Below are 18,766 nucleotides of genomic sequence, written 5' to 3'. Positions count from 1 at the left end.
ACGCTCCTACAGGGGAGGGTGTTTACATTTAATTTTTTGACAGGAGCTTTTCATGACTCAGCTGCGCCGCGTTGCAATTATTGGTGGTAACCGTATTCCCTTCGCCCGTTCCAACGGGCCGTACGCCACCGCCAGTAATCAGGCGATGCTCACCGCCGCGCTCGAAGGCTTGATCGAACGCTACAACCTGCACGGTTTGCGCATGGGCGAAGTGGTCGCCGGTGCCGTCCTCAAGCTGTCGCGGGACATGAGCCTGGCACGCGAGTGCGTGCTCGGTTCGCGGTTGTCTCCCAGTACTCCGGCCTATGACATCCAGCAGGCCTGCGGCACGGGTCTTGAAGCGGCTTTGCTGGTCGCGAACAAGATTGCCCTGGGCCAGATCGAGTGCGGTATTGCCGGCGGCGTCGACACTACCTCCGACGCGCCAATTGGCGTCAATGAAGGCCTGCGCAAAATCCTTCTGCAAGCCAATAGCGCCAAGACCACCGCCGACAAACTGAAAACTTTCCTGCAACTGCGCCCCCGTCACCTGATCCCGGAACTGCCAAGTATCAGCGAACAGCGCACCGGCCTGTCCATGGGTGAGCACTGCGAGTTGATGGCCCAGACCTGGAATATTCCGCGCGCCGAACAGGACCAACTGGCGTTGGAGAGCCACCAGAAAATGGCCGCGTCCTACACCGAAGGCTGGCACAACGATTTGATGACGCCGTTCCTCGGCCTGACCCGCGACAACAACCTGCGCCCGGACCTGACCCTGGAAAAACTCGCTTCACTCAAACCGGCGTTCGAAAAAAGCGCCAAAGGCACATTGACGGCGGGTAACTCGACGCCGCTCACCGATGGCGCCTCGCTGGTGCTGCTGGGCAGTGAAGAATGGGCCAAGGAGCGTGGCCTGCCAATCCTCGCGTATTTGCGCGATGGCGAGGCGGCGGCGGTGGATTTCGTCAGCGGTGCCGAAGGGCTGTTGATGGCGCCGGTGTATGCGGTGCCGCGTTTGCTGGCGCGCAATGGCCTGACGTTGCAGGACTTCGATTACTACGAAATCCACGAGGCCTTCGCCGCGCAGGTGCTCTGCACGCTGAAGGCCTGGGAGGATCCGGACTATTGCAAAACCCGTCTCGGCCTCGATGCGCCGCTGGGTTACATCGACCGCAGCCGCCTCAACGTCAAAGGCAGTTCATTGGCGGCCGGGCATCCGTTTGCCGCTACCGGCGGGCGCATCGTCGCTAGCCTGGCGAAGTTGCTGGATGCGGCGGGGAAGGGCCGAGGGTTGATCTCGATGTGCGCCGCCGGTGGCCAAGGCGTGACGGCGATTATTGAACGCTGAGGATCACGGCGCTTTGTTGCGCCGCCAGCTGCCGGTTGCGGTTGGCGTAACGCTCGGCCATCACCGAGCAGACGATCAGCTGCAGCGGGTGGTAGATCATGATCGGCAGCAGGATCAGCCCAAGGCCCGGGTTGGCGCCGAAGATCAGCGCCGCCATTGGCGCACCGGCGGCCAGGGATTTTTTGCTGGCGCAAAACACTGCCGCGATTTCATCGGCCGGGCTGAATTTCAACGCGCGAGCGGTGCGGGTGGTCATCCACAGGATGATCGCCAGCAGGATCGCGCTGCCGATCAGCGCGCTTAGAATCACGCTGTTGCCCTGTTGCTGCCACATCCCCGAGACCATCGAATTGCAGAACGCCGCGTAGACCAACAACAGGATCACCAGCTTGTCGGCAATGTTGGTGTAGCGCTTGTGGCGGGCGAAGAACTTGCCGAAGAACGGCCGCAGCAATTGGCCAAGCACCAGTGGCAACAGCAACAGGGCGCAGAGGTCGAGCAGGGTTGCGCCCAGATCGATGCCACCAGCGCCGCTGCCAACCACGAAACTCACCAGCAACGGCGTCAGAAAAATCCCCAGCACACTGGACAGGCTCGCATTGAGAATGGCCGCCGGTACGTTACCGCCCGCGCTGCCGGTCAGGGCCACGGACGAGGAGATGGTCGAGGGCAGGGCGCAGAGGTACAAGAAACCGAGCATGAGCAGCGATGGAATGTGCGAGCCCATCAGTGTGTCACTGAGCAGCCAGATCAGCGGAAACACGGCGAAGGTGAAACCCTGAACCATCATGTGCAGCTTCCAGTTTTTCAGACCGTGAGTGATCTGCTCGCTGGACAGGTTGACCCCGTGCAGGAAGAACACCAGGAACACACCGATATTGATCACGTATTCAGCGTGCATCCCGCCACCGGTAGCGCCGAAGGTCGGGAAGAAATACGACAGCAGCGTGGCGATCAACATACCGCACAAGAACCAGTCGGTGACCACGCGTTTGAGGTGTTTAAAGGCATGCATAACCGGCACCGAATACATTTGTAAGAATTGGTGACTTAGCCTAACGTCGGCCTCATCAGCCGTCTTGCGACATAAGGCCAATCAATGCCGACTAACGGACAACTTTCCCTCGAACGGACGATTCCGACGCTGACGGCGCTGCCGCGTCCGCTCTATGCCCGTGCGGAAAGTCTCAACGCCGGTTCATGGACGCCGCCTCATCGACACAATTGGGTGCAGTTTTCCTACGCGATCAGCGGCGTTCTCGGCGTGCACACCGCCGAGGGCAGTTTCTTTGCGCCGCCGCAGTGGGGGATCTGGATTCCGGCGGATCTCGAACACCAAGTGGTGACCTCGATGCGCGCCGAAATGCGCAGCCTCTATGTACGCCGCGAGGATTGTGAGTGGGCAGACGGGCGGTGCCGGGTGCTGGTAGTGACGCCTTTGGCCCGGGAGCTGATCAAGCGTTTTTGTTTGCTGCCGGTTGAATATCCACAGGGCGACAGCCAGGAGTCGCGGCTGGTCGGCGTGTTGCTGGATCAGTTGGCACATCTGCCGGAAGTCGGCTTCTCGCTTCCGTTGCCGCGCCATGAACGGTTGCTGGGGTTGTGCAACGAGTTGATCGAAAGCCCTGAGCGGAACGTGACGTTGCAAGAGTGGGCCAAGCGGTTGGGCACCTCGGAGAAAACCTTGATGCGGCTCTTTCAGCGTGAAACCGGGTTGAGCTTTCGAGGGTGGCGCCAGCGGATGCGATTGCTGTCGTCGTTGAGTTTGCTGGAGGAGGGGGACAGCGTGACCAATGCCGCGCTGTCTTGCGGGTATGACTCGACTTCGGCGTTTATTGCGGCGTTTAAGGGGTTGTTTGGGTTTACGCCTGGAGAATTGTTTCGGCAGTATACCGCCTTCGCGGGCAAGCCTCGCTCCTACAAGGACAGCGCAAAACCCTGTAGGAGCGAGGCTTGCCCGCGAATGGCCGCGAAGCGGCCACCGGGATCTTGGCTCAGGTTTTGAAGCGCCGAACCAACCCATCCAACTCATTCGACAACCCCGCCAAACTCTGCGAATCCAGCCGCGCCGAGTTCGCCAGCTCCGCCACCAACTGCGCATCACCATGAATCTGGCTGATGTGCCGATTGATGTCTTCAGCCACCTGGTGCTGTTCTTCCGCCGCGGTAGCGATCTGGGTGTTCATGTCGCGGATCACGTCGACCGATTCGCGAATCAGCCCGAAGCTGCTGCGTGCTTCACCGATCCGCGTCACCGATTGCTGGGACACTTCCAGGCTGGCATGCATTTGCTGAGTCACCTGACTGGTGCGCTTGGCAAGGTTGCCCAGCAAACCGTCGATTTCCGCCGTGGAATCAGCAGTCCGCTTGGCCAGTGCCCGAACTTCATCGGCGACCACCGCAAAACCACGACCCTGTTCACCGGCCCGTGCCGCTTCGATGGCCGCGTTCAGCGCCAGCAGGTTGGTCTGTTCGGCAATCGAGCGAATGGTCCCGAGGATTGACTGAATGTCGTTGCTGTCGCGCTCAAGTTGTTGCATCGACTGGGCCGACTGTTCGATTTCCTGGCTCAAGCGATCGACGCTGGTCACTGCCGCATCAATCTGCTGCTGACCTTCGCGCGCCTGGCGCTGGCCGCTGTCGGCCGATTCCGCAGCCTGGCTGCAAGAGCGCGCGACTTCGTTGGCGGTGGCGACCATTTCGTGGAACGCCGTGGAGACCATGTCTACCGCTTCACGCTGACGCCCGGCCGCTTCGGCCATGTCGCTGGAGACCTGGGTCGAACTCTTGGAGGTGGCGAGGATCTTGTTCGCGGCGCCGCCAATGCTCTGAATCAGGTTGCGAATGGCCGCCAAAAACTGGTTGAACCAGTTGGCCAGTTGCGCGGTTTCGTCGCTGCCACGGATTTGCAGGTTCTTCGTCAGGTCGCCTTCACCTTGGGCGATGCCTTCCAGGCCACTGGCCACGCTGCGGATCGGCCGCACGATGAGGCTGGCGAAACTGGCGCCGACGATGGCGAAGAACACGGCCAGCACGGCGGCGATGATCGCGATCAGCCAGGTCAGTTGAGTGGCCGAACTCATTACGTCGGTTTGCTTGATCAGGCCGATAAAGGTCCAGCCCAGCTGCTCCGACGGCCAGACGTTGGCCATGTAGCGTTCGCCGTTCAGCTCGACTTCCACCAGCCCTTTGCCGGCCTTGGCCAGTTGCGCGTAGCCGTCGCCGAGGCTGCTCAACGCTTTAAAGTTGTGTTCCGGTTGCTTCGGATCGACCAGCACGGTGCCGGTGTTTTCCAGCAGCATCAGGTAGCCGGTTTCACCGAGCTTGATCTGTTTGACGATTTCGGTCAGCTGCTTGAGCGTCACGTCGATGCTGACCACGCCGCCATGGGTGCCCAATTTGTTGTCGATGGTGCGCACGGTACTGACGTAGGTCGCGTCATCCTGAGCCCAGTAATAGGCCTCAGTACGGAACGCCTTGCCCGGCTTGGCCTGGGCAGCCTTGTACCACGGGCGCTGACGCGGGTCGTAGTTGCTCAGCTTCGCATCGTCCGGCCAGGACACATATCCGCCCGCCGCGGTGCCGAGGATGGCATAGGCGTACGACGGGTGACTGTTACCCAGGTCCTGAAGGAGGCCGAAGACCTTTTTGTCCATCTCGCCTTGGGGAATGCTCTCGGCGTTGGCGCTCATGTAGGTCTTGAGGCTGTCGTCGGAATTCTTGATCAGCGGTTGGGTCGCCAGGTAATCCACGTTCTGGCTGATGCCGTCAAAGAACAGTTGCATGGCGTTGCTGACCTGACGAATTTCGCGACCACTGCCGTCGACGAAATTGTCCTTGGCATCACTGCGCAAGTTCATCACAACGAGGGTAGCGACCAGCACCACTGGCAAGCAGGCGATGATTGCAAACGCCCAGGTCAACTTCTGTTTGATGTTCATCCGCGCTCCAGATTTTTCTTGTAGACCCACGCAGTGCAGATGACTCGCGGATTATTGGCAGAACGATTGTCGGACAAATCACTTTGTCATTGATGACTTCGGCTGATGGAGGCGGAAATTGAGGCCTATTAAGAAAAATCCTACGAAGGATATGAATCGAGGTGTCAACTTCTGTCGCAAATACCCTCCCAGCCCTACTGCAACACGTGACGCTGGTTCAGCTATGATCTGGGGCGGCCGATGACGAGGGTCGGGTTTGCCTGATTAATCCGGCACAGTGTGTGCTTCTTGATGTCGATGGGAACGTTCATAGGTCGGCAACCCCTCCCCCGATTGAGTGGATTGCCGTATAACGAATGACTTTCGCGTGTTTGGTAATAAAGGACCCCCAATAAAAGCTGATGAAGACTCCAAAACGCATTGAACCCCTGATCGAGGACGGTCTGGTCGACGAGGTGCTGCGCCCACTCATGAGTGGTAAAGAAGCAGCTGTTTATGTGGTGCGCTGCGGTAACGAGCTACGCTGCGCGAAGGTCTACAAGGAGGCGAATAAACGCAGTTTCCGTCAGGCGGCCGAGTATCAGGAAGGCCGCAAGGTGCGCAACAGCCGTCAGGCTCGGGCGATGGCCAAGGGCTCCAAGTTTGGTAAGAAAGAAACCGAAGACGCCTGGCAGAATGCCGAAGTGGCGGCGTTGTTCCGTCTGGCCGGTGCTGGCGTTCGGGTCCCTCAGCCTTACGACTTCCTTGAAGGCGTGCTGCTGATGGAACTGGTGGCCGACGAGTACGGTGATGCCGCACCGCGTTTGAACGACGTGGTGCTGGAACCGGATCAGGCGCGCGAATATCACGCGTTCCTGATTTCGCAGATCGTGCTGATGTTGTGCACCGGTCTAGTGCACGGCGACCTGTCGGAGTTCAACGTATTGCTGACCCCGACTGGCCCGGTGATCATTGACCTGCCGCAAGCGGTGGACGCGGCGGGCAACAACCACGCGTTCAGCATGCTGGAGCGGGATGTTGGCAACATGGCGTCCTACTTCGGGCGGTTTGCGCCGGAGTTGAAAAAGACCAAGTACGCCAAGGAAATGTGGGCTTTGTTTGAAGCCGGTACCTTGCACCCGGCCAGCGTCTTGACCGGTGAGTTCGACGAGCCGGAAGAATTGGCCGACGTTGGCGGGATCATGCGCGAGATCGAGGCGGCACGCCTGGATGAAGAGCGCAAGCAAGCGGTGCGTGCGGCAGATGATGCACCACCGGGCAAAACCGAAGAGCCGCCTCCGCCTTGGATGCAGTGATTGGTTGATGAGAAACCCGGCTTCGGCCGGGTTTTTTTGTAGATGCCTGCCACCTGATCTCCAAACGCCGGAGATCAAATAATGTGGGAGCGAGCCTGCTCGCGAAAGCGGTGTGTCAGTTGCGTTGATGTCGACTGATACACCGCTTTCGCGAGCAGGCTCGCTCCCACAGTAGATCGTCGGTGTGCCTGTATTTTGTGTTCTCCCAACTGCTCCCCACACTCAAGGACTGAATGTGAACACCTCCACCCGCAACGCCCAACTCATCATCACCGCTCGTCTGATCTCGGACTTCGGCGCCTTCCTCAACATGGTCGCCCTGGCCACCTATGTCTACCTGCTCAGCAACAGCGCCATGAGCGTCGGCATCTTTCTCGCTAGTCGCGTGGCCGGTGGGATCTTCGCCAGCCTCATCGGCACGACGTTCTATCGCCGTTGTGTCGGGCGCCCGCCGCTGATTGCCTTCGACCTGTTGCGCGCCGGGCTGTTAGGCCTGCTGCTTGTGCTGCCGGTCACCCAGCAGGCGCTGCTGTTACCGGTGATCGCTTTCGGTCTGGGATTCGGTAACTCGATGTTCGCCATCGGCCTCAACAGCCAGTTGCCACACTTGATCGAAAACGAACACCTGCTCAAGACCAACGCCTGGATTACTTCAGCATCGTCGGCAGCAATGGTCGGTGGAAGTCTGGTGTCGGGGCTTTTAGTGGCGGCATTCGGCTTTGAAACGGTGTTTGCATTGAACGTGGTCACTTATCTGCTGGCCGCGTTGTTCATCTTGCCGCTGCGCTTTTCACAACCTGCGCCCAACGCCGAACCCACCCACGAACGGGGCGAATGGTCGACCCTGCTCCAGGGCCTGCGCAGTACACCGGTGGTGGCGGCGATGCTCGCGGTGGCCATGGCCGACACCCTTGGCAGTGCTGCGCACAACGTGGGTTTTCCGATTATTTCCAAACTGCTGACACCCGAGTCGGCCAGCACCACGCTGGGCCTGATGCTGGCGGTCTGGGCCAGCGGAAAACTCATCGGTGCACGCATCGCCAGCCGGCTGAAAGGCTCGGACAACGTGAACCTTGAGCGACGATTTTTTTTGGGTGTGTTGCTGATGTCCTGCAGCTTCATCCTGATGTTTCAGCAGCAGACCCTTTACGGGCTGCTGCTGTTCTCGCTGCCGGCGGGGCTCGGTGACGGTTTCTCGGAAGTCGGCCTGATGTCGCGTCTGCAGCGTGAACCGGACAGCCTGCGCTTGCCGATCTTCAGCTTCCTGACCCTGCTGCAAATGACCGGGTTCGGCGTCGGTATGCTGATCGCCGCACCGTTCTATTCGTGGTGGACACCGGGCGCCGTGGTGCTGTTGTTCCACGGGATTCCCCTCACCACTTTGTTGGTGGTGAAGGGGCTGGCAATCAGGGGCGAGCGGGTTGGTCGCAACAGCCCGACTCCAGGCTCTTGAGAATCGGGCAGTCGGGACGGTGATCACCGTGGCAGTGTTCGACCAGGTCCTGCAGGGTGTCGCGCAGTTGGCCGAGTTCGCGGATTTTCTGGTTCAACTCTTCGATGTGCTGACGGGCCAGCGCCTTCACGTCGGCGCTGGCTCTTTGGCGGTCCTGCCAGAGGGTCAGCAGTTTGCCGACTTCTTCCAGTGAAAACCCCAGGTCCCGGGAACGCTTGATGAATGCCAGGGTATGCAGATCATCGTCGCCGTATACCCGGTAACCGCTGTCGGTACGATGGGCGACCTTGAGCAAGCCGATGGATTCGTAATAACGAATCATCTTCGCGCTCAGGCCGCTCTGGCGGGCCGCTTGGCCGATGTTCATTGAGTGTCCTCCAGATCCTTGGGTTTCCAGGTTTTCAACAGTAACGCATTGCTCACCACGCTGACGCTCGACAACGCCATGGCCGCGCCGGCCAGCACCGGGTTGAGAAAGCCGAACGCTGCCAGCGGAATACCGATCAGGTTGTAGACGAAGGCCCAGAACAGGTTCTGACGAATCTTCGCGTAGGTCTTGCGACTGATCTCCAGCGCCGCCGGCACCAACCGTGGGTCGCCGCGCATCAGGGTGATCCCGGCGGCGTGCATTGCAACGTCGGTGCCGCCACCCATGGCGATGCCGATGTCTGCGGCGGCCAAGGCCGGTGCGTCGTTGATGCCGTCGCCGACCATCGCTACCACGCCGGTTTTCTTAAGTGTGGCAACGGTGGCCGCTTTGTCGGCTGGCAGCACTTCGGCGTGGACATCCTTGATGCCCAGCGCCTCGGCAACCACTTTGGCACTGCCGCGATTGTCGCCGGTCAGCAGGTGACTGCTGATGTTCCGTGCGCTGAGTTGTTGCACGGCTTGCAGCGCGCCGGGTTTGAGCGTGTCACCGAAGGCAAACAGGCCCAATACCCGTGGTTCGGGACGTTGCTCGATCAGCCAGGACAGGGTCCGGCCTTCGGTTTCCCACGCGGTGGCGGAGTCAGCCCATTCACCTGCGCTCAAGCCGCTCTCTTCCAACAGACGACGATTGCCCAGCGCCAATCGACGACCGGCCAGAGTGCCCGCGATGCCACGGCCGGTCAGGGATTGGCTGTCGCTGACATCGGCGACGGTCAAACTGCGTTCGGCGCAAGCGTCCAGAACCGCCTTGGCCAGCGGATGTTCACTGCCGCGTTGCAGGGCGCCAGCCATTTGCAGCAGGGCAGCTTCGTCACTGTTGATTGCGCTCAAATGAGCGATGCGCGGAGTACCCGAAGTCAGCGTGCCAGTCTTGTCGAAGACCACTGCACTGACTTCGTGCGCGCGCTCCAGCGCTTCGGCATCCTTGATCAGAATCCCATAGCGCGCCGCCACCCCGGTGCCGGCCATGATTGCCGTTGGCGTGGCCAACCCCAGGGCGCATGGGCAAGCGATTACCAATACCGCCACGGCATTGATCAGCGCCGTTTCCATCGGTGCGCCGTACAACCACCAACCGATCAAGGTTGCCAACGCGATCAGCAGAACCGTAGGGACAAACACCTGACTGACTTTATCCACCAGTTTCTGGATCGGCGCTTTCGCAGCCTGAGCGTCTTCCACCAGGCGGATGATCTGCGCCAGCACGGTTTCCGCGCCCAAGGCCAGGGTGCGAACGAGTAACCGGCCTTCGCCATTGATCGCACCGCCAGTGACTTTGTCGCCGGGTTGTTTGGGCACCGGCAGGCTTTCGCCGCTGATCAGCGCTTCGTCGGCGTGGCTCTGGCCTTCGACCACTTCGCCGTCCACCGGGAAGCGTTCACCGGGTTTGACCATCACCAGATCATTGAGGCGCAAGGCGCTGATGGCAACGTCCTGCTCGCGGCCGTCGATCACCTGAATCGCCCGTTCCGGGCGCAAGGCTTCGAGGGCGCGGATGGCACTGGTGGTCTGGCGTTTGGCGCGGCTTTCCAGGTACTTGCCCAGCAGCACCAAGGCAATCACCACCGCCGAGGCTTCGAAATACAGGTGCGGCATGCGCCCGGCGGCGGTGGCCCATTCATAGAGACTCAAGCCATAACCGGCGCTGGTGCCCAACGCGACCAGCAAATCCATGTTGCCGGCACCGGCGCGCACAGCTTTCCAGGCGGCCACATAAAACCGCGCACCGAAGATGAATTGCACCGGCGTCGCCAAGGCGAATTGCACCCAGGCAGGAAGCATCCAATGCACACCGAACGGTTGCAGCAGCATCGGTAGCACCAGCGGCGAGGCGAGGGCGATCGCCATGATCAAGGCCCAGCGCTCGCGGTGCAGGCGCTGTTGCTGATGGTCGGTTTGTGGGTGTTCAACTTCCCAGACACTGGCGCCGTAGCCAGCCTTGGTCACGGCAGCGATCAAGGTTTGCGCATCGATCTGACCGAGCAGTTCGAGGTGCGCGCGTTCGTTGGCGAGGTTGACGCTGACACTCTTGACCCCCGGCACTTTGGCCAGCGCTCGTTCGACCCGGCCGACGCAGGAAGCGCAGGTCATGCCGTCGATGCTCAGTTCCAGGCTCTGCTGTGGCACGCTGTAACCGGCCTGCTGAACCGCATCCATCAAGGCCGGCAAGCTGTCGCTGGGCGCTTGAACCCGGGCCTGTTCGGTGGCCAGGTTGACGCTGACGGCTGAGGCGCCGATGACTTTGCTCAAGGCACGCTCGACACGCCCGGCGCAACTGGCGCAGGTCATGCCGGCAATCGGCAAATCAAAAGTGGTGGATTCGGACATCGGTCGCGCTCCCTGTAGAAGATGCCCACAGGATCAACCTTGCCATGCGGGCAAGGTCAAGCGCTATCGTTCCCACGCAGAGTGGTGTGGGAACGATCGGTCTGGTGATTAATATTCGAGGGCTGTGGGTTTCAGGTACATCCCTTCCTGCGTCATCGCAATCCGGAACTTCAGCACGTCACCGGCCTTGAGCGTGATGATCTGCGAACCCGGAGCGAGCATGCCCGGGTTGCAACCCGGCGCCTGACCCGGCAGCAGTTTAAGGCGCAGAGACACATCGCCCGGCGGCAGGTTGAACGAGGTGCTTTGTTCCTGGAATAACCGCGCCGACAACTGATCCTGGATATACACGCCGATTTCACAGTTGGTCGACACTTCCAGGCGTTCGCGGGAAATGATCAGCACGCCGTAATCCTCCCCGGCCGCATTGACCGAGGGTGCGACGGCGAAAAGGCTGAGAAAGCCAAACAGGCTGAGAGCTGACCAGCGCATGGCTGAATCTCCTGATGTCGAGTCATTGATGGACGCAGCTTGGCCGAGCGCGGCGCCGATTGCCAGCCCGGCAGCTCACTTCAGAACTTGACCTTGCCATGGTGGCAAGCTCGAGACTGCACGCAACCTTACTCAAGGAGTCATCCCATGCAAGTGTTCAACGTTCAAGGCATGTCCTGCGGTCACTGCGTCAAAGCCATCACTCAGGCGCTGCAAGCCAGGGATCCTGCGGCCAGCGTGCGTATTGATCTGGCTGCGAAAGAAGTCGGCGTCGCCAGTGCGTTGACGGTCGACCAAGTGATAGCAGTGATTACCGAAGAAGGCTACGCCGCAAAACTTGCCTGAGACAAAGCGCAATCCCCTGTGGGAGCGGGCCCGCTCCCACAGGTTTTGTATTCATCCAGGGGTTTTTATTAGTTAGCGACCTAACGGAATGTTCAAGGCGTCCATGCGCGGCTAGACTATGGGGCTGCCGATCCCTGTACAACTGGATGCCTGATGAACTTTCGTACCATTTTGATTCTTGGCGCCTTGAGCGCCTTCGGTCCGCTGGCGATCGATTTCTATCTGCCGGCCTTCCCGGCGATGGCGCTCGCCTTCGGCACCGATGAAAAACACGTTCAGTTGACCCTGGCGGCGTATTTCCTGGGCTTGTCCATTGGTCAGCTGGCTTACGGCCCGGTGGCGGATCGCTTCGGGCGACGCATTCCCTTGCTGACCGGTGTCGGTCTGTTCACTGTAGCCTCCCTGGCGTGCGCCTACGCGCCGAATCTCGAATGGCTGATGGGCGCACGTTTCATTCAGGCGCTGGGAGGGTGCGCGGGGATGGTGATCGCCCGCGCGGTGGTCAGCGATAAGTGCGATGCGGTGGGTTCGGCGAAGGTCTTTTCGCAGCTGATGCTGGTCATGGGGCTGGCGCCGATTCTTGCGCCAATGCTCGGTGGGCTGTTGGTCAACACCACGGGCTGGCAGTCGATCTTTCTCGTGTTGACCGGTTTCAGTGCGCTGGCAGGGTTGGCCGTAGCGCTCGGGTTGCCGGAAAGTCTGCCGTCCTATGTACCGCGTCAACCGTTGTCCGGCGCGTTGCGTCAGTACGGTCGACTGTTGTCGGATCCGCTGTTCCTCGGCCACGCCTTGACCGGAGGCATCGCCATCGCCGGGATGTTTGCCTACATCGCCGGTTCACCGTTCGTTTTCATCAAGCTTTATGGTGTACCGGCCGAGCATTTCGGCTGGCTGTTCGGTACCAATGCGGCGGGTTTCATTCTGGTGGCGCAGGTGAATGCGCGACTGCTGGCCAAGCGTGGCCCGGCGTTTCTGCTGGTGCGCACTGTGTGGATCTACGTCGGCGCGGGTCTGGCTTTGCTGGCCGTCAGTTCGTTGCACACCGTGCAGTTATGGCCGTTGCTGATTCCGCTGTTTATCTGTATCGCCAGCCTCGGTTGCATCCTCCCCAACGCCTCGGCCTGCGCCATGAACGGGCAGGGCGCTCGCGCCGGCAGTGCGTCGGCGATGCTCGGTTGCCTGCAATTCAGCGTCGCCGCCGGGGCAGCAACACTTGTAGGCGTTTTACACGATGGCAGCGCCATGCCGATGGCCATGGTCATCAGCCTGTGTGGAATTCTGGTGGTGAGCGTGGCGATGCTCACCCGACGTTTGCAAAATGCCCGGGCACTGGCTCACGCCCAGGTCTGAGGACGAACTTAGCCAGCAGCGCGCTGCTGGTGTTCATTAATTTGATGAGGTGCTTGTAGTCGCGCTTCAAGGGTGCGGGTGAAGGCGCGAGCTTCGGCTTCGCTGCGGAATGTCACGGCGTGTTGGTCCAGGCGGACCTGCCACTGGGATTTTGCCAATTCTTTTATCAGGATCTTCATTGCTGATCTCTCCTCTCGTAAAAGATGTCACATAAAAGATTGCACCGCAGAGTTCACGATTGTAGACCCGAATACGATCGCAATTGTGACAACGGTCAACCTTCTGACTGACGGTGTCGTCCACCTCCTGGATGACACCGATGCCATCTCGTTTTAGAACCCTTCGAGGACAATCTTGCCTTTGGACGTGCCGCTTTCCAGCAGTTCATGGGCACGGCGCAGGTTCGCCGCGTTGATGGTCCCGAAGTGCTCGCCGACCGTGGTTTTCAGCGTCCCGGCGTCGATAAGAACAGCGACACGGTTAAGCAAATGGTGTTGCTCGATCATGTCCGCGGTTTCGAACAGCGAGCGGGTGTACATGAACTCCCAGTGCAACGACAGGCTCTTGCGCTTGAGCTTGGTCACGTCCAGCGCCTTCGGATCATCGATCAGTGCCAGTTTGCCTTGCGGCGCCAGCGCCTCGACCAATTGTTCCAGATGGTGATCGGTCTGGGTCAGGCTGGCGACGTGGGTCACCTGATCGAGGCCGGCGCGTTTGAGTTCTTCGCTCAATGGCTGGCTGTGATCAATCACCAGGTCGGCGCCCAGCTCACGAACCCAGCTCTGGGTTTGCGGGCGAGAAGCTGTGCCGATGACTTTCAGCCCGGTGAGCTGGCTGGCCAATTGCGTGAGGATCGACCCCACACCGCCCGCGGCACCGACGATCAGAAGGCTCTGGCCTTCATCGGTTTTACCTTCACGCACTTGCAGACGCTCGAAGAGTAATTCCCACGCGGTGATAGCGGTCAGCGGCAGCGCGGCGGCTTCGGCGAAACCGAGGGTTTTCGGCATATGGCCGACGATCCGCTCGTCTACTACGTGCAGCTCGCTGTTGCCGCCAGCGCGGGCGATGGAGCCGGCGTAGAAGACTTTGTCACCGGCCTTGAACAGCGTTACTTCACTGCCGACGGCCTTGACCACACCGGCCACGTCCCAGCCCAGCACTTTCGCCGCGCCAGATTCAGGCTGGACGTTCTGGCGGACTTTGGTGTCCACCGGGTTGACCGAGATGGCTTTGACTTCCACCAACAGGTCGCGTGGGCCGGCGACCGGCTCTGGCAGTTCGATGTCTTGCAGCGAGTTTGAATCGCTGATGGGCAAGGAGGCGTAGTAGGCAATGGCTTTCATTGGGGCTCCTGAACAGTAATAGGAAAGGCAGTAATCAGGCGATGGAGCGCAGGCGCTTGAGGTCGAAGTATTCGAGAACGTCGCCGGCCTTGGCGCGGAAGTTCTGGATATGCGCGCTGGCGTCGTGAGCTTGCAGGGCTTCGTCGCTGCTCCAGTGTTCGATCATGTAGAAGGCGTGAGGATTGGCGAGGTCCTGGTGCAAGTCGTATTGACCGCAACCGGCCTCGGCGCGGGTCGGTTCCAGCAGCGCACGCAGGTGCTGTTCGAGGGCGTCTTGCTGGCCGGCTTTGGCGATGAGGGTGGCGATAGCGGTAAAAGGCTGGGACATGTTCGACTCCGGGAGCGGGATGAATTGGATGGGACGGATGATTGGCTATTTCTCTGCAAGATAAAACCCGCTAAAAGAGCAGTCTCTTTCAATATTTTTTTGATAATCGAGGCTGAACAATGTTGCGTTTCGATGACTTGCAGTTGTTTGTCCGGGCGGCGGATCTGGGCAGTCTGTCAGCAGCGGCGCGTGGGATGGACATGTCGGCCGCGGTGGCCAGTGCGGCGTTGAAGCGCATCGAACAGCAGCTCGGCGCCCGCTTGCTCGCCCGTTCTACCCGCAGCCTGCGGCTGACCGCTGAAGGTGAGGGATTTCTCGAATACGCTCGGGCCGCCTTGAGCAATCTCGATGAGGGACGCCGTTTATTGGCCAGCGGTCAGGATCAGGTCAGCGGGATTTTGCAGCTGTCGGCGCCTTCGGACTTTGGCCGCAATCTGCTGCTTCCATGGCTGGACGAGTTTCAGCGTGAGCATCCGAAACTCACCGTGCGCCTGCTGCTGGGTGACCGCATCGCCGACCTGTTCCGCCAACCGGTGGACATTGCCCTGCGTTACGGCGAGCCGGAAGACTCAAGCCTGGTGGCGCTGCCCATCGCCCCGCAGAACCGCCGCGTCCTCTGTGCCGCCCCGAGTTACCTGGCCCGCCATGGCGAGCCGCGGCAACTGGAGCAACTGGCTCAGCACAATTGCCTGCTGTTCATGCTCGGCAGCCGGGTCCACGACCATTGGAGTTTCCATGACGGCAAGCGCGAGGTCAGCCTGACCGTCAGCGGCGATCGTTTCAGCGATGATGCCGATGTCGTGCGGCTGTGGGCCGTGGCGGGTGCCGGGATCGCCTACAAATCCTGGCTCGATGTCGCTGCCGATGTGCTGGCGGGTCGATTGAAAGTGCTCATGCCGGAACTGCTCTGTGAGCGCGCACCGCTGAATTTGCTGTGCGCCCATCGCGCACAATTGAGTAAGCCGGTGAACCTTCTGCGGGAAATGCTCGCCAGCCGATGCGCCCGGTTGAGTAGCCAATTTCCGACGTTATAGGGCCCCGATCATTAGTCGCAGGCAAATAGCGAAATTTCACTCAGGAACTATCACCACCAATGGTTTCCAAAGGGCAGGAACCGGCGGTTAACCCGCCTATACTAGCGCTCGCCTCATGTACGCACCGTCGATCTCGCAATAGCGAGTCCACATCCGAGTCAGCCAGGTCCCATGGTCAATCGCCGCGGCTTTGCGAAACCTGCGAAGCAATGGCCTGTGCGATTGGCTGGCTTTGCCCGGTTTATGGCGGTTTCCACGCCTTGGCCGACGACACATTACTGGTCAAGATGTCTCTGAGCAGTAGACGAAACGATTCAACAGGGAGTGAATACATGAAACATGCACCTTGCATCAGCCAGATCGCCACGTTGCTGGCTGACCCAAAGCGCAGCGCAATGATGTGGGCCTTGATGGACGGCTCGGCGCGGCAAACCGAAGAGTTGGCCTTGTTGGCCAGCCTGTCACCGTCTTCGGCCAGTGCTCATCTGGGGCGTTTGTCCGCCGGAGGTCTGTTGAAAGTTGAAATCCGCGGCCGCAAGCGGTTCTTCCGTCTTGCCGCACCCGAAGTGGGTGCCGCGATAGAGGCACTGGCCAGCGCCACCCTGGCCAGCACGCCTCGGGAAATCCCGGACGTTTTCAAGCGCACGGCCCCCCTTGCCAAACCTCAGGTGGCGCCGTCGTCATTATTGCGCGCCAGGCTTTGCGACGACCATCTGGGCGGCACCCTTGCCGCCGATCTTTATCAGCGTCTGCTGGATTCGGGCTGGATCGAACAGTTCGATCAGCGGGTCATGATCACTCACAAGGGCGCCACGCAATTGGCGACGCGTGGTGTGTTCATCCAGGCGCTGGCCCATCGCAACAGCAGAGTCGCTTGCGCTTGTCCGGACTGGAGCGAAAGACGCCCACACATGGGCGGATCCCTGGGTGCGGCGTTGCTGCAATTGTTCATGCAGTCCGGTTGGTTGAGCCTGCCCAACGATTCACGAGCCTTGCAGATCACCGCCGCGGGGCAGCGTGAAATCCATCGGTTCGCCAAGGAAACCGAGCTGGAAATGGCGTAATAGACGCATCGAGATCGACGTCAGAATCTTCGGGCGTCGTTCTGAGCTGCGAACAGGCCGCTTCCAGCAGTAACCGCCAGCGGCTATCGCGCACACTCGTCCTGGGACTTTCGGATCGCTGCGCGTGGGAACGATCACGCGGGAAGCCTACGGTTTGACCAACCTGGCATCCAGGCTGTTCTGCGCCAACCGCTTGGCCTGGTCCTGAGTCATACCCAAATCGGTGTACAACGCGTGGAAGTTCTCGGTGACATAACCGCCGAAGTACGCCGGGTCATCTGAGTTCACGGTCACTTTCACACCACGTTCCAGCATGTCGAGAATGTTGTGCTGCGACATGTGATCGAACACGCAGAGTTTGGTGTTCGACAACGGGCACACGGTCAACGGAATTTGCTCGTCGATAATCCGCTGCATCAAACGCTCGTCTTCGATGGCACGCACGCCATGGTCGATGCGCTGGATTTTCAGCAGGTCGAGCGCTTCCCAGATGTACTCGGGCGGGCCTTCTTCACCGGCATGGGCGACGGTCAGGAAGCCTTCGTGACGAGCGCGATCGAACACGCGCTGGAACTTGCTCGGCGGGTGACCCATTTCCGAACTGTCCAGACCGACAGCGACAAACGCATCACGGAACGGTAGCGCCTGGTTGAGGGTCGTCTCGGCTTCATCTTCGCTCAAGTGGCGCAGGAAGCTCAGGATCAAACCGCTGGTGATGCCCAGTTGCTGCTCGCCATCTTTCAGTGCGGCGGCGATGCCGTTGAGCACCACTTCGAACGGGATGCCACGGTCGGTGTGGGTCTGCGGATCGAAGAACGGTTCGGTGTGAATCACGTTCTGCGCCTTGCAACGCAACAGATAAGCCCAGGTCAGGTCGTAGAAATCCTGAGAGGTGCGCAACACGTCGGCACCCCGGTAATACAGGTCGAGAAACTCTTGCAGGTTGTTGAAGGCGTAGGCCTTGCGCAGGGTTTCGACGTCGCTCCACGGCAGGGCAATCTTGTTGCGTTCCGCCAGGGCGAACAGCAGCTCAGGCTCCAGCGAACCCTCAAGGTGCAGGTGCAGTTCTGCCTTGGGCAGGGCGTTCAGCCAGTCGTACATAGTCTTTTCTCATCAGGTACAGATGGCGTGCATTCTACAGATGCTAGTGGAAACAATTAGTAAAACCTGACCAGCCGGTTCATCCCACCGCTTCCTGTTCCCGTCGATAGGCGTAGGTGTCGGCGAAGCGCGAGAGCAGGAATTCGGCGCGGTCGATTTGCGTGGCGATGGATTGCCAGGCGGTTTGGTCAGCGCTGTAGAGCGGGGTGATGTCGATGATCGGGAGTTGGTTCATGCGCAGTCCTTAAGAACGCTGTAAGTCCAAGATGTGGGAGCGGGCTTGCTCCGGGCGGCGTTCCGACTAAAGCGGCGTGTCAGTCAACAGAGATGTTGAATGTACTGACCTCTTCGCGAGCAAGCCCGCTCCCACAGGGTTTTGTGTTTGATGCGGAATTTATTTCGGTATCTCGGCCTTCATGCCTTCGACGTAGTAGTTCATCGATGCCGTTGCTGGCCGTCGTGCCCACCGCAATTTTCTCTGTGCCTGCCTGATTCTTGATCGGTCCGGTGAACGGGTGGAATGCGCCGCTCTTGATGTCAGCAATGATCTGCTCGGCTTCGGTCTTCACCACCGCCGGCACCAGATCGCTGATCGGCAACTCAACCGTGCCTTCCTTCAAACCACCCCAGTAATCCTGCGACTTCCACGTGTGGTCGAGCACGCTTTGGGTCGCCTGCATGTAGTGCGGGATCTTCTTGGCCTTGGTCATCTTCGCCGCAAGGAAACCGCCGACGCAACGACCTTCATACGTGCGCGCCAGGTAGGTGCCGAGGTTCTTGTCCTGCTTGTAGCCCGTGGCGTGTTCGAATCAACGGACGTTTTTGCATGAAATCGAACGCCATGTTGTTGTGAGGTTGGCAAGGCCAATGCAAATTGCTGACCAACAGGACAACAAATGCCGAAACCGCGTAACGGCTTTCGCGGGCAAG

At 60.0% G+C, this 18,766-nt stretch carries 17 protein-coding genes and 3 pseudogenes; 8 read left to right on the top strand and 12 right to left on the bottom strand.

Annotated elements, in window-relative coordinates; all coding sequences use genetic code 11:
- Window positions 1–52 precede the first annotated feature (52 nt).
- Entirely contained in the window at window positions 53–1,330 is a 1,278-nt protein-coding gene (locus tag ACYZT0_RS22260) for an acetyl-CoA C-acetyltransferase (protein ID WP_462043010.1), read from the top strand.
- Here the strand turns inward: ACYZT0_RS22260 and ACYZT0_RS22255 are convergent.
- Window positions 1,317–2,345, bottom strand: a complete 1,029-nt coding sequence (locus ACYZT0_RS22255) for a bile acid:sodium symporter family protein (protein WP_462043009.1) — start codon at window positions 2,343–2,345, stop codon at window positions 1,317–1,319. The genes ACYZT0_RS22260 and ACYZT0_RS22255 overlap by 14 nt on opposite strands.
- An 84-nt stretch (window positions 2,346–2,429) precedes the next feature.
- Between ACYZT0_RS22255 and ACYZT0_RS22250 the strand changes: the two are divergent.
- Window positions 2,430–3,218 (top strand): annotated as a pseudogene (locus ACYZT0_RS22250) (AraC family transcriptional regulator); the annotation flags it as partial.
- A gap of 106 nt (window positions 3,219–3,324) precedes the next feature.
- Here the strand turns inward: ACYZT0_RS22250 and ACYZT0_RS22245 are convergent.
- Window positions 3,325–4,053 carry a methyl-accepting chemotaxis protein gene (locus tag ACYZT0_RS22245; RefSeq protein WP_462046621.1) on the bottom strand — a complete coding sequence of 243 codons (729 nt, stop codon included), beginning with the start codon at window positions 4,051–4,053 and terminating at the stop codon, window positions 3,325–3,327.
- 129 nt (window positions 4,054–4,182) lie between these two features.
- A pseudogene (locus tag ACYZT0_RS22240) lies at window positions 4,183–5,190 on the bottom strand (cache domain-containing protein); the annotation flags it as partial.
- 482 nt (window positions 5,191–5,672) lie between these two features.
- Here ACYZT0_RS22240 and ACYZT0_RS22235 point away from each other — a divergent pair.
- Both ACYZT0_RS22235 and ACYZT0_RS22230 read left to right on the top strand, forming a co-directional pair.
- Window positions 5,673–6,566 carry a PA4780 family RIO1-like protein kinase gene (locus ACYZT0_RS22235; protein ID WP_123369234.1) on the top strand — a complete coding sequence of 298 codons (894 nt, stop codon included), beginning with the start codon at window positions 5,673–5,675 and terminating at the stop codon, window positions 6,564–6,566.
- Window positions 6,567–6,801: 235 nt separating this feature from the next.
- A complete protein-coding gene (locus ACYZT0_RS22230; RefSeq protein ID WP_462043008.1) occupies window positions 6,802–8,019 on the top strand; it encodes an MFS transporter in 1,218 nt (405 codons plus the stop codon).
- On the opposite strand, the gene cueR is transcribed toward ACYZT0_RS22230, so the two are convergent.
- The 3 genes from cueR to ACYZT0_RS22215 form a co-directional block, all read right to left on the bottom strand.
- On the bottom strand, window positions 7,973–8,386 hold the full coding sequence (cueR, locus tag ACYZT0_RS22225) for a Cu(I)-responsive transcriptional regulator (RefSeq protein WP_462043007.1): 414 nt from the start codon (window positions 8,384–8,386) through the stop codon (window positions 7,973–7,975). The two genes, ACYZT0_RS22230 and cueR, sit on opposite strands and share 47 nt — an antisense overlap.
- Window positions 8,383–10,776 carry a heavy metal translocating P-type ATPase gene (locus ACYZT0_RS22220; RefSeq protein ID WP_462043006.1) on the bottom strand — a complete coding sequence of 798 codons (2,394 nt, stop codon included), beginning with the start codon at window positions 10,774–10,776 and terminating at the stop codon, window positions 8,383–8,385. Before ACYZT0_RS22220 ends, cueR begins: the two co-directional genes overlap by 4 nt.
- 108 nt (window positions 10,777–10,884) lie before the next feature.
- A complete protein-coding gene (locus tag ACYZT0_RS22215) occupies window positions 10,885–11,268 on the bottom strand; it encodes a hypothetical protein (protein WP_462043005.1) in 384 nt (127 codons plus the stop codon).
- A 147-nt stretch (window positions 11,269–11,415) separates the two neighbouring features.
- Here ACYZT0_RS22215 and ACYZT0_RS22210 point away from each other — a divergent pair, with 147 nt between their 5' ends.
- Complete coding sequence (locus tag ACYZT0_RS22210; protein ID WP_462043004.1) at window positions 11,416–11,613, top strand: heavy-metal-associated domain-containing protein; 198 nt, start codon at window positions 11,416–11,418, stop codon at window positions 11,611–11,613.
- 153 nt (window positions 11,614–11,766) lie between these two features.
- Window positions 11,767–12,963, top strand: a complete 1,197-nt coding sequence (locus ACYZT0_RS22205; RefSeq protein WP_462043003.1) for a multidrug effflux MFS transporter — start codon at window positions 11,767–11,769, stop codon at window positions 12,961–12,963.
- Between the two features lie 8 nt (window positions 12,964–12,971).
- Here ACYZT0_RS22205 and ACYZT0_RS22200 read toward each other — a convergent pair whose 3' ends face one another.
- The 3 genes from ACYZT0_RS22200 to ACYZT0_RS22190 all read right to left on the bottom strand — a co-directional run bounded on the left by ACYZT0_RS22200 (window position 12,972) and on the right by ACYZT0_RS22190 (window position 14,637).
- Window positions 12,972–13,142: a hypothetical protein gene (locus tag ACYZT0_RS22200; protein WP_282376845.1), complete on the bottom strand. Its 171-nt coding sequence runs from the start codon at window positions 13,140–13,142 to the stop codon at window positions 12,972–12,974.
- 153 nt (window positions 13,143–13,295) lie between these two features.
- Window positions 13,296–14,309, bottom strand: a complete 1,014-nt coding sequence (locus ACYZT0_RS22195; protein ID WP_462043002.1) for a zinc-binding alcohol dehydrogenase family protein — start codon at window positions 14,307–14,309, stop codon at window positions 13,296–13,298.
- Between the two features lie 34 nt (window positions 14,310–14,343).
- On the bottom strand, window positions 14,344–14,637 hold the full coding sequence (locus ACYZT0_RS22190; RefSeq protein WP_462043001.1) for a putative quinol monooxygenase: 294 nt from the start codon (window positions 14,635–14,637) through the stop codon (window positions 14,344–14,346).
- Between the two features lie 119 nt (window positions 14,638–14,756).
- Here ACYZT0_RS22190 and ACYZT0_RS22185 point away from each other — a divergent pair, with 119 nt between their 5' ends.
- The gene (locus ACYZT0_RS22185) at window positions 14,757–15,671 is read left to right on the top strand and encodes a LysR family transcriptional regulator (protein WP_462043000.1); all 915 of its coding nucleotides are present in this window, start codon (window positions 14,757–14,759) and stop codon (window positions 15,669–15,671) included.
- Between the two features lie 332 nt (window positions 15,672–16,003).
- Complete coding sequence (locus ACYZT0_RS22180; protein ID WP_462042999.1) at window positions 16,004–16,735, top strand: ArsR/SmtB family transcription factor; 732 nt, start codon at window positions 16,004–16,006, stop codon at window positions 16,733–16,735.
- A gap of 147 nt (window positions 16,736–16,882) precedes the next feature.
- Here the strand turns inward: ACYZT0_RS22180 and ACYZT0_RS22175 are convergent, their stop codons facing one another.
- From ACYZT0_RS22175 to ACYZT0_RS22165, 3 genes and pseudogenes are all read right to left on the bottom strand, one after another.
- A complete protein-coding gene (locus tag ACYZT0_RS22175; protein WP_462042998.1) occupies window positions 16,883–17,836 on the bottom strand; it encodes an adenosine deaminase in 954 nt (317 codons plus the stop codon).
- 79 nt (window positions 17,837–17,915) lie between these two features.
- Complete coding sequence (locus tag ACYZT0_RS22170; RefSeq protein ID WP_462046661.1) at window positions 17,916–18,071, bottom strand: hypothetical protein; 156 nt, start codon at window positions 18,069–18,071, stop codon at window positions 17,916–17,918.
- 159 nt (window positions 18,072–18,230) lie between these two features.
- Window positions 18,231–18,645 (bottom strand): annotated as a pseudogene (locus ACYZT0_RS22165) (hypothetical protein); the annotation flags it as partial.
- Window positions 18,646–18,766: the final 121 nt, after the last annotated feature.

Source organism: Pseudomonas sp. ZS1P83, assembly GCF_054897825.1.
Note: the sequence above shows the minus strand (reverse complement) of the source record. Positions and strands in the feature narration are given on the sequence as shown.